1 protein-coding gene is annotated in these 1,143 nt (G+C 41.6%); it reads right to left on the reverse strand.

The window, feature by feature from the left end; translation table 11 throughout:
• Positions 1–1,143 (reverse strand): transposase (locus FYJ73_RS15825; protein WP_419471158.1); only part of this gene is annotated, 1,143 nt, incomplete at both ends.

Here is a 1,143-nt window from a genome sequence, read left to right on the forward strand (position 1 = left end):
AAAGTTTCTGCGCTAATTCCGGACACATGAACTCACATAGCTCAAATGGGGATTTTCCATTCAAATGTTCCTTGGCACTGGAATTGATATGTGAGATGGCTACATTCAAGGAAGTCTGATCGGTCAGGCCGATACTGCGTAAGTCTACTTCGTTAGGTAATATATAACGTAATTCACGATGCATATTTTCCAGGCTTCCTTTCTGCCCGGACTGCATAGGGTCGCAATAGAAGACTCGTGTCCTTCTGGTACCATCGTCTCTTTTTTCCATATGCTCAGCATCAGTAAATTCACCTCCGCGATCGGTGAGTGTTATATGAGCTTCCTGTTCAAACAGGCTTTTTCCAAGGATGGAATCAAGAACAGCTAGTCCGTCAACCATATCTGCAGCAGTCTTCGTGTCGTGATATACAGCAAACAGGAGCCCATATTTGATGAATTTGAAAGTCTGGATAAACGGCCCATTGGAAATGTCATTGTAGACTGTGTCCATTTGTAAAATGTGTGTGATTTCCTCAGACTCAACATAGGATTGGTAATCTGTGTAAAGCCGTCCAACAAGGAATTTACGGTCTTGTCGTTTTTTATAGATCGTCTTCTTCTTAGCGGTCATTTTTCTTTTGACTTTTATACGAAGGTCAATATTAGCAATGCCAACACATTCGAATACACCTTGTTCAATATAGTTGTAGAGTGTCTTCTCACTGATTCCAAGTTCGGGATGTGCAGCTATGATCTGATAAGGTGAATGACCTTTTAATATAAGAGGCTTGACGGTATTGCCTAGCTCTACAGCTTCTGATGAGGTCAGATTGATTCCGGTTCGAGACTCAACGAGTTCGCTACGGTATTCCTCATAGGCGATCGTAGGTTTATAGAGGTATTTATCAAAGCGGCAGCTTTTCAGTTTCTCACAGCCATTACAAGCTCCCGGAGTACGATCTCTGCGTTTGCAGCGGAACTTAGAATAATCAGGGCAGTTGACAGTACAATTCTTTCTCTTAAACTTACAGTGAGCATAGTTCTCGCATTCTAGAGAAAGTGTAGATTTATGAGAGAGATAACGGTGAGCACGGATTTCCTTACCTATCGTAGATTTATCTTTGCCTAGATTATCAGCAATAGCTTTTTTAGAAGAACCAT

This window comes from Hallella mizrahii (genome assembly GCF_009695775.1).
GTDB lineage: Bacteria > Bacteroidota > Bacteroidia > Bacteroidales > Bacteroidaceae > Prevotella > Prevotella mizrahii.